This is a genomic window from Methylobacterium aquaticum (assembly GCF_001043915.1).
GTDB classification, from domain to species: Bacteria; Pseudomonadota; Alphaproteobacteria; order Rhizobiales; family Beijerinckiaceae; genus Methylobacterium; species Methylobacterium aquaticum.
Map to the genome: position 1 here is coordinate 1 of NZ_LABX01000119.1, position 7510 is coordinate 7510.

Below are 7510 nucleotides of genomic sequence, written 5' to 3' on the forward strand. Positions count from 1 at the left end.
CTTGAACGGAAAATGCTCTAGGTCGCCTTCGGGGGTACAGGCTTCGTGACGCGCACAGGCTGCATCGAGGTCGTCGACGGGAGGCAGCGGAGCGTTGTTGCCCGGACCGCAGTAGTTTCCGTGGATCAGCATGGCCGGACGGGCCGATGCCCCTCCGCTGGGGATGAGGACCGGCGCGGAACCGAACGCGGCCAGCAGGATCGCGGCGGGGAACTTGCTCGTCATGACGTTGAAGCCTTCTGCGTCTCACCCCCTCAGGTGATGCGCCGGTCGCTACGGTCCGCCGGCCGGTATGGCCGGCAGGTCGTCGGGTGGTCGGATGCTGCTGGAGCGGCCCTCAGACCGCTTCCAGCAGGAGTGCGATGCCCTGGCCGCCGCCGATGCAGAGGGTGACGAGACCGCGCCGGATGCCGTCCCGCCTCATGGAATGCAGGAGGCGGGTCGTCAGGACAGCGCCGGTCGCGCCGATGGGGTGGCCGTGCGCTATGGCGCCGCCCTCGACGTTGACGATGTCCTCCGGCAGGCCGAGCTCCTTCGCGACGGCGAGGGGAACGACGGCGAAGGCCTCGTAGATCTCGACCCGCCCGAGATCCCCCAGCCCCCAGCCGGCCCGTTCCAGCGCCTGCCGGACGGCCGGGACGGGCCCGAGGCCGAACAGGCCGGGCTCGCAGGCTCCGACGCCGTAGGCGACGAGACGGCCGTAGGCGTCGAGGCCGTTGGCCTCGGCGAACCCGCGTTCGGACACTATCATCGCCGCCGCACCGGAGTTGAGCCCCGGTGCGTTGCCCGCCGTGATCGTCCCGTCCTTCCGGAAGGCCGGCTTCAACTTGGCCAGGATCTCGGCCGTCGTCTCCGGCCGGGGCGCCTCGTCGCGTGCGAACGTCTCCGGTCCCTTGCGGCCCTTGACCTCGACGGCGGCGACCTCGGCGTCGAACGCGCCGGCGGCCTGCGCCTTGGCGAACCGTGCCTGCGAGCGGGCCGCCCAGGCATCCTGAGCCTCCCGACCGATCTGGGACCGCGCGGCGAGGTCCTCGGTGTGCCAACCGGAATGCTCGCCGGAGAACGCGTCGTTGAGGCCGTCGTTCAGCATGCTGTCGAGGATCTGGGCGTGGCCCATGCGGTACCCCCAGCGGCCACCCTCCATCAGGTACGGGGCGCGGTCCATGTTCTCCATGCCGCCGGCGACCGCCACGTCGTGGTGCCCGAGCCGGATCTCGTCGGCTGCCGTGGCGATGGCCTGGGCGCCCGAGCCGCAGACCCGGTTGACCGTGAGCGCGGGCACCGAGACGGGCACGCCGCCGTTCACGGCCGCCTGCCGGGCGGATTCATGCGGTTGCCGGCCTGGACGACGTTGCCCATCGTCACGCCGCCGAGCTTGCCGGCCTCCAGGCCGGCCCGCCTCAGGGTCTCCCGGATCGCGGTCGCGCCGAGGTCGGTCGCAGCCACACCCTTCAGGCTACCGCCATAGGCGCCGATTGCGGTGCGGACGGGATGGCAAAGAACGATGTCACGCATGGTCGTGCTGCCTCGTCTTGAGCGTTCGACGAATCGGGAATCGCGGGGGAGGGCTCGAACCCATAGGAGGCCCGTTGCCTCCGACGGTCCCTCGTTCAGGCATCGAGGAAGGCGACCGCCTTCCGCGTGAAGGCCTCGTGGTATTGGAAAATGCCGCCGTGGCCGGCGTCCTCGTAGAAGACGAGTTCGGCGTTCGGCAGCCGACGCGCCATGTCCGACGAGTTCGGGCTCGGCACCATGAGGTCCCGGTCGCCGTTCGCGACGAGGACGGGGCACGCGATGCGAGCGAGGTCCTGCGGCGCCTGCCGACCCCAGGCCTTGATCGCCTTGAGCTGCCTCAGGAACGTCCCCATCCCGACCGCCGTGTCCCGATCCGAGCTTCGCTCCTTCAGGCGCCCCAGGAACGCCTCGGCGGCACGCCGGCTCGTCTCAGAGGCGGTGAAGAACAGGTAGGTCTTCGGATCCTTGAAGGTCAGGAGCCCCTTCAGGATGAGCGGCCAAGACACGGCGCCGACCCGCTCGATGCCGGTGCCGCCAGCGGGACCGGTCCCCGCCAGGATCAGCCTGCGCACCATGGCAGGCGCCCGCAGCGCGACCTCCTGCGCCACGAAACCGCCGAGGGAGAAGCCGACGATATCGACGCGGTCGAACCCGAGCGCGTGGAGCGTCGCGACCGTGTCGGTCGCCATCTCCGCCACCGTGAGCGGTGCCTTGCCGCCCGAGGCGCCGACGCCGCGGTAGTCGAGGGCGACGACCGGGCGACCGGCCGCGAGCCCGTCGACGATGCGCGGGTCGAAGTTGTCGAGGTTCGCGCCCCAGTGATTGAGCAGGAGCACCGGTACGCCTTTGGCAGGCCCGAGCTGCCGGTATGCGAAGGTGGTGCCGGCGGCCGAGACGGTCCGGGTCGGGGCGTCCACCCACCGTCGTGCGGGATCGGAGAAGCGGGAGAGTGGCATATCCATGTCAGGTGCTCCCGTCATCGGATCTCGACCACGACCTTGCCCTTGGACCGGCCGGCCTCAAGCTCGGTCAGGGCCTCGTCGGTCGCCGCGAACGGGACGATCCGGTCCATGACCGGACGGATGGTCCCCGCCTCGACCAGCTTCGCGATCTCGGCGAGCTGCGCCCCGTTCGCCCGCATGAACAGGAAGGCGTAGTCGACGCCGCGTGCCTCGGCCTTGCGACGGATGCCGAGGCTGAGAAGGCGCACGGCCAGTGAGAGGAAGACGTTCAGCCCTTGGGCCTTGGCGAAGGCCGGGTCCGGCGGACCCGAGATCGAGATCAGCTTCCCGCCCGGCTTCAGAACCGCCAGGGATTTGCGGAGCGTCTTGCCGTCCAGGCTGTTGAGCACGACGTCGTAGCCCGACAGGACCTTCTCGAAGTCCTGGCGGCGGTAGTCGACGACGATGTCCGCCCCGAGCCTCCTGACGAGGTCGGCGTTCCCCGCGCTCGTCGTGGTCGCGACGGACGCGCCAAGGTGCTTGGCGAGTTGGATGGCGAAGGTGCCGACTCCACCCGAGCCGGCGTGGATCAGCACCTTGTCGCCCGGCTTGAGCTTGGCGTACCCGACGAGGGCCTGCCAAGCCGTGAGGCCGACAAGGGGGATCGAGGCCGCCTCGGCCATCGAGAGGTTGTTCGGCTTCAGGGCGACATCGGCCTCGTCGACGGCGATGCGCTCGGCGAGGGTGCCGATCCGACCGTCCCGCGGCCGCGCGTAGACCGCGTCACCCGCCTTGAAGCGGCGCACCCCCGATCCGACGCGGATCACCGTGCCGGCCAAGTCGTGCCCCAGCACGAGGGGCGTCTTGTAGGGGAGGATCGCCTTGAATTCGCCGTTGCGGATCTTGGCGTCCAGGACGTTGAGCCCGGCCGCCGCGAGCTCGATCAGGACGTCTCCGGGTCCCATCGTGGGCTCCGGCAGGTCGCCGAGCCGAAGCGGCTGCTTCTTCTTGTATCGGTCGAGGATGAACGCCTTCACGGGACTACGGTCTCCGAACTCGGGGGCTGGATGGTCAGGCGGCCGGGGCGTAGCGCGGGGCCGGCTCGACCGTGCCGAAGCCCGGGATCATCGCTTGGCGCGCGGCCTGGAAAGCGTCCCACTGTCCGACGTCGTGGAGGTGCGGGATCGTCACCGGCTCGCGGCGGTCGAAGCCGGCAAGGGCCGCGTCGACGAGTGCGCCGACCTCCATCATGGGCGGAAGCGAGGCCTCGTCTGCGCCAGAGCGGCTCCAGATCTCGGTGCGGGTCGCGGCCGGCAGCACGGCCTGGACGTAGACGCCCTTCGGGCCGAGCTCGTGTGCCAGCCCCTGGGACAGGAACTGCACGAAGGTCTTGGTCGCGCCGTAGACCGCCATCGAGAATTCCGGCACCAGGCCGACCACCGAGCCTATGTTGACGATGGCGCCCTCGCCGGCCGCCGCGAAACGGGGAGCCACGGCCCGGGCCAGACGCATCACCGACGTGGCGTTGAGGGTCACGATGCGCTCGACGTCGTCCGGCGACTGCTCGACGAAGGCCCCGCCGACGTTGGCGCCGGCGTTGTTGATCAGGACGCCGATGCGGTCGTCCTCGCGCAGGCGAGCCTCGACGGCGCGGGTCTGGGCCGCGTCGGTGAGGTCCGCCTGGACGACGTCGACGGCCACGCCGGTCCCCCGGCTGAGACGCTCGGCGAGGGCGTCCATCCAGGCCTTGTCGCGGGCGACGAGTACGAGGTCGTGGCCGCGCCGCGCGAACCGGTCGGCATAGGTCGCGCCGATCCCGGATGATGCTCCGGTGACGAGGACGGTGGGCTTGGTCGACATGACGGGGTCCGTTCGAGGCGGGTCGTTAATCATGATTGCTGTCATGATTGAACTTTAATATGATCGCTATCATAATAGTGTCAACGGCCGCGAAGGAGGATTTTTCGGGATGCGGGTCACCCAGGAGCAGATGCGGGAGAACCGGAGGCGCATCCTCGCGGAGGCGAGCCGCCTGTTCCGCGAGAAGGGTTTCGATGCGGTCGGGGTGGCCGAGGTGATGAAGGCCGCCGGCCTTACGCACGGCGGGTTCTACGGGCACTTCGCCTCAAAGGATGATCTGATGGCGCACGCCATCGAGCACGCCGCGGCCGAGAAGGTCGGCTCGGCGGGCAATCTTCCCGACTTCCTCGATGCTTATCTGTCGCCGGCCCACCGGGACGACCCCGCCGGCGGCTGCACGATGGCCGCCCTGGCCGCGGACGTCCGTCTCCGGCCGGAGGCCGCACGGGCCGCCATGACGGCGGGCATCCGTTCGCAGATCGCGCGAATGGAGACGGCGCTGCCCGACGCCTTTGCCGGGAACCGGCACCGCGAGGCCATCGGCACCTACGCCGCCATGCTGGGCGCGCTGATCCTGGCCCGCGCGGTCGACGAGCCTTCGCTATCGGACGAGATCCTGGCTGAGACGCGTGCCTGGATGACGGCGGACATGTGATGTTGCCGCATCGCGGTTGGGACAGTCGAGCACGTGAGGTTGTCTGCTTGGAAACATGGTGATTGCGAAGGCCGCCGTTCAGCTTTCCATCCCGTGCCGTCCTTTCGCTTGCGACCAAACCCAGTCGTTCGATGAGTTACGAGGGCTGCTCGGAAGCGGACAAGCCCCAGGGTTCAATCCACCGGCGGGATCGATCCATGGCTGACTGCGAGCGCCGCTTCCTGGAATTCACCTGATTTGCGTGTGACCAGAGAATTCACCCCAGGTTGCCGGCCATACGCTCAGCCAGCCGCTCCGCCTCGAACGCCTCGCTCACCCAATCGACGAGGGCTCGCGTCTCCGCCGGCAGGACCAGGCCCTCGGTCTATTAACATTCCACTCGGGCCACCTCGTGGGGGCTGATCAGAGGAGTTCGGCATCGATCACATCGCCCTGGGCTGTGCCCTCGCCGACGCCGATTTCCACTTCGCCGACATCAACTGGCGCGAGCAGCACCCGGCCTTGACGGCCTGGTACGATGCATTCTCAGAGCGTCCCGCGGACAGCGCGACCCGGCCGTACGAGTGAATAAGATTTACGTTAGGACATTTTCGTGGCAAGTCGGCGCCGCCGTTCTTGCTGCCGTCGCGCGACCGGCGTGAGCGGCCCGACCGGCTTCGCGGCCGGGGGCGATGGGAGCGCCGCATCGTCCCCGACGCGTCGCCGCGGGCTATCGTGCGGCCGGGGCCGGCCTCGGGCTCCCTGCTGCTCCTCGCCATCGTGCCGGTGGTCCGGCCGATGAAGGAGCTCTTATCGCCAGCTAGTATGTCCACAAGCCCGAGGAGAGGCGCTTCGCAGCGCCCCCGGCGTCTGAGGACCGCGCTCATCCGAAAACCTGACCGCGCCATTCGGCGAACTTGGTTCGAGGTCGCGTCTGGGGATGCCGCGTCGACGGATCAGGCGTAGAGCCGTGTCTGGCGGGAGCAGCGGAGGAAACGGGAGCGGCGGTGAGTTAGGTTCTGGGATCCGCCTGCGAACTTTCGCGTCAGTCCGAGGATCCCTCGGCCGAAGTGGATCGGTTCCTGGCGACCGCGCGGTCTGAGAGCTGGTCGGGGCGACCAGTCCATGCGGTGGCAGCTCGCAGGATAAGAGCGGCCATTCCGTCCGCTACGACCGAATGTCCGCAACTGGCGCAAAGCCGAACAAGCGGTAGGCGAACTACTGACCCGAAGCAGTCCCCTGCGACGTCCGCTTCCGGGCAGTCTGATGGACGGCACGAACGATTGATGATGGCCGTTAGCAGTCTGTCCGCTTCAGGGCCACGAGCCGAACGTCGACAAGTTGATGCGCGGTCTGTACTGAGTCCATATCAAAGCGGTACGTATTTGAGCGTTTCCCGGTTTTGACGGAGGAGGCGCGATGCTGACGGACGCACAATGGGCCGAGTTGGAACCGCTGATCGAAGCCTGCCGGCCGAAGGGCAAGACTCCGCCCCAGGACCTGCGTCGGGCCCTCTCAGCCATCCTCTGGCGGCATCAGAACGGGGCCGCCTGGCGGGCTGTCCCGGCCGAGCTTGGGCCTTGGTGGCACGCCGTCCAGATCTTCATCCGCTGGGCGCGGGCCGGCACCTGGGAACGCCTCCTCGATCTCGTGCAGAGCCGCGGCGTCGCGCTGGGCATGGTGTTCCTCGACGGCACCAACATCCGGGCTCACCAGAAGGCGGCGGGCGCGGCAAAAAGGGGGGATCTGGAGCCGAGCGAGACGATCGTGAAGCTCTTGGCCGCTCGCGTGGCGGCTTTGGCACCAAGGCTTGCGTGATCGCCGATGGACGAGGCCGCCCCGTAGGCTTCCGCCTCGCGCCCGGTCAGGCACACGAACTGCCCCACGCCCTCCCGCTGCTCGATCAACTCCCGGGCGTGCCCAAATGGGTCGTGGCCGATCGTGGCTATTCCAGTCATGGCTTCCGCCAGGCGATCTGGACCGCTGGAGCGCGGCCAGCCATCCCGACCAAGAGCAACGAGGCGCCGGTCGCCTGCCCTGACTGGATCTACAACAACCGCAACATCGTCGAGCGACTCTGGGCGCGTCTCAAACAGTGGCGCGCCATTGCTACTCGCTACGAAAAGACCGCCGCCAGCTTCATGGGCGTCCTCTGCCTTGCCTCCACACTGCTGTGGATCAAGTGACAACAGGCCCTAGCAGCCTGTCGGGTTTGGCTGTTTCGAGTGTTTTGGCGGATAGCTGAGATTTGCGGGTCGGTCGCGGCGGCCCGCGTTCATGCGGCGCAGAGCTTGACCATCCGCTTGGCGTTGTAGGCGAGCGCCACCAGGGTCCATTCGGCTTCGACCGCCGCCAGCCCGCGCATCAGAGTCCGTTCGGAAAGGGTGACATCAGTATATTTCAAGGTTATGCGGAATGGCAGCACGTCGTGAATGGCTTGATGGCTCGGCCGTGGCTTGGACCAAAGAGAACAGACCGCGGTACGATCGCCGCAACCAGAGATACCCGAGTGATCTGACGCCCGACGAACGGCGCGAATTGGAACCCCTCCTGCCGGTCG

The 7510-nt window shown here is 68.2% G+C and carries 6 protein-coding genes and 3 pseudogenes; 4 read left to right on the forward strand and 5 right to left on the reverse strand.

What is annotated here, in order from left to right:
• From VP06_RS15970 to VP06_RS15990, 5 genes and pseudogenes are all read right to left on the reverse strand, one after another.
• Window positions 1-225, reverse strand: a pseudogene (locus tag VP06_RS15970) (hypothetical protein); the annotation flags it as partial.
• 112 nt (window positions 226-337) lie between these two features.
• A pseudogene (locus VP06_RS15975) lies at window positions 338-1515 on the reverse strand (thiolase family protein).
• A gap of 95 nt (window positions 1516-1610) precedes the next feature.
• A complete protein-coding gene (locus VP06_RS15980) occupies window positions 1611-2471 on the reverse strand; it encodes an alpha/beta fold hydrolase (protein WP_048464782.1) in 861 nt (286 codons plus the stop codon).
• Window positions 2472-2491: 20 nt separating this feature from the next.
• Complete coding sequence (locus VP06_RS15985) at window positions 2492-3493, reverse strand: NADP-dependent oxidoreductase (RefSeq protein ID WP_048464776.1); 1002 nt, start codon at window positions 3491-3493, stop codon at window positions 2492-2494.
• Window positions 3494-3527: 34 nt separating this feature from the next.
• The gene (locus tag VP06_RS15990; RefSeq protein WP_048464777.1) at window positions 3528-4316 is read right to left on the reverse strand and encodes an SDR family NAD(P)-dependent oxidoreductase; all 789 of its coding nucleotides are present in this window, start codon (window positions 4314-4316) and stop codon (window positions 3528-3530) included.
• Window positions 4317-4425: 109 nt separating this feature from the next.
• Between VP06_RS15990 and VP06_RS15995 the strand changes: the two genes are divergently transcribed.
• The 4 genes and pseudogenes from VP06_RS15995 to VP06_RS38140 all read left to right on the forward strand — a co-directional run.
• Window positions 4426-4971, forward strand: coding sequence for a TetR/AcrR family transcriptional regulator (locus tag VP06_RS15995; RefSeq protein ID WP_048464778.1), 546 nt, complete (start codon window positions 4426-4428; stop codon window positions 4969-4971).
• A gap of 432 nt (window positions 4972-5403) precedes the next feature.
• The gene (locus VP06_RS38750; protein ID WP_342586822.1) at window positions 5404-5538 is read left to right on the forward strand and encodes a glutathione S-transferase family protein; all 135 of its coding nucleotides are present in this window, start codon (window positions 5404-5406) and stop codon (window positions 5536-5538) included.
• An 831-nt stretch (window positions 5539-6369) separates the two neighbouring features.
• Window positions 6370-7136 (forward strand): IS5 family transposase gene (locus tag VP06_RS35055; protein WP_156295634.1). Its coding sequence is split into 2 segments (ribosomal slippage): window positions 6370-6682 and window positions 6682-7136, totalling 768 coding nucleotides; the frame shifts between segments, so codons are not numbered across the junction.
• A gap of 229 nt (window positions 7137-7365) precedes the next feature.
• Window positions 7366-7510, forward strand: a pseudogene (locus VP06_RS38140) (IS5/IS1182 family transposase); the annotation flags it as partial.

What these genes read in the sequence shown, in the direction of transcription:
- VP06_RS15980 (WP_048464782.1), bottom strand. Translation starts at nt 2,471, where the DNA reads ATGCCACTCTCCCGCTTCTCCGATCCCGCACGACGGTGGGTGGACGCC.
- VP06_RS15990 (WP_048464777.1), bottom strand. Translation starts at nt 4,316, where the DNA reads ATGTCGACCAAGCCCACCGTCCTCGTCACCGGAGCATCATCCGGGATC.
- VP06_RS15995 (WP_048464778.1), top strand. Translation starts at nt 4,426, where the DNA reads ATGCGGGTCACCCAGGAGCAGATGCGGGAGAACCGGAGGCGCATCCTC.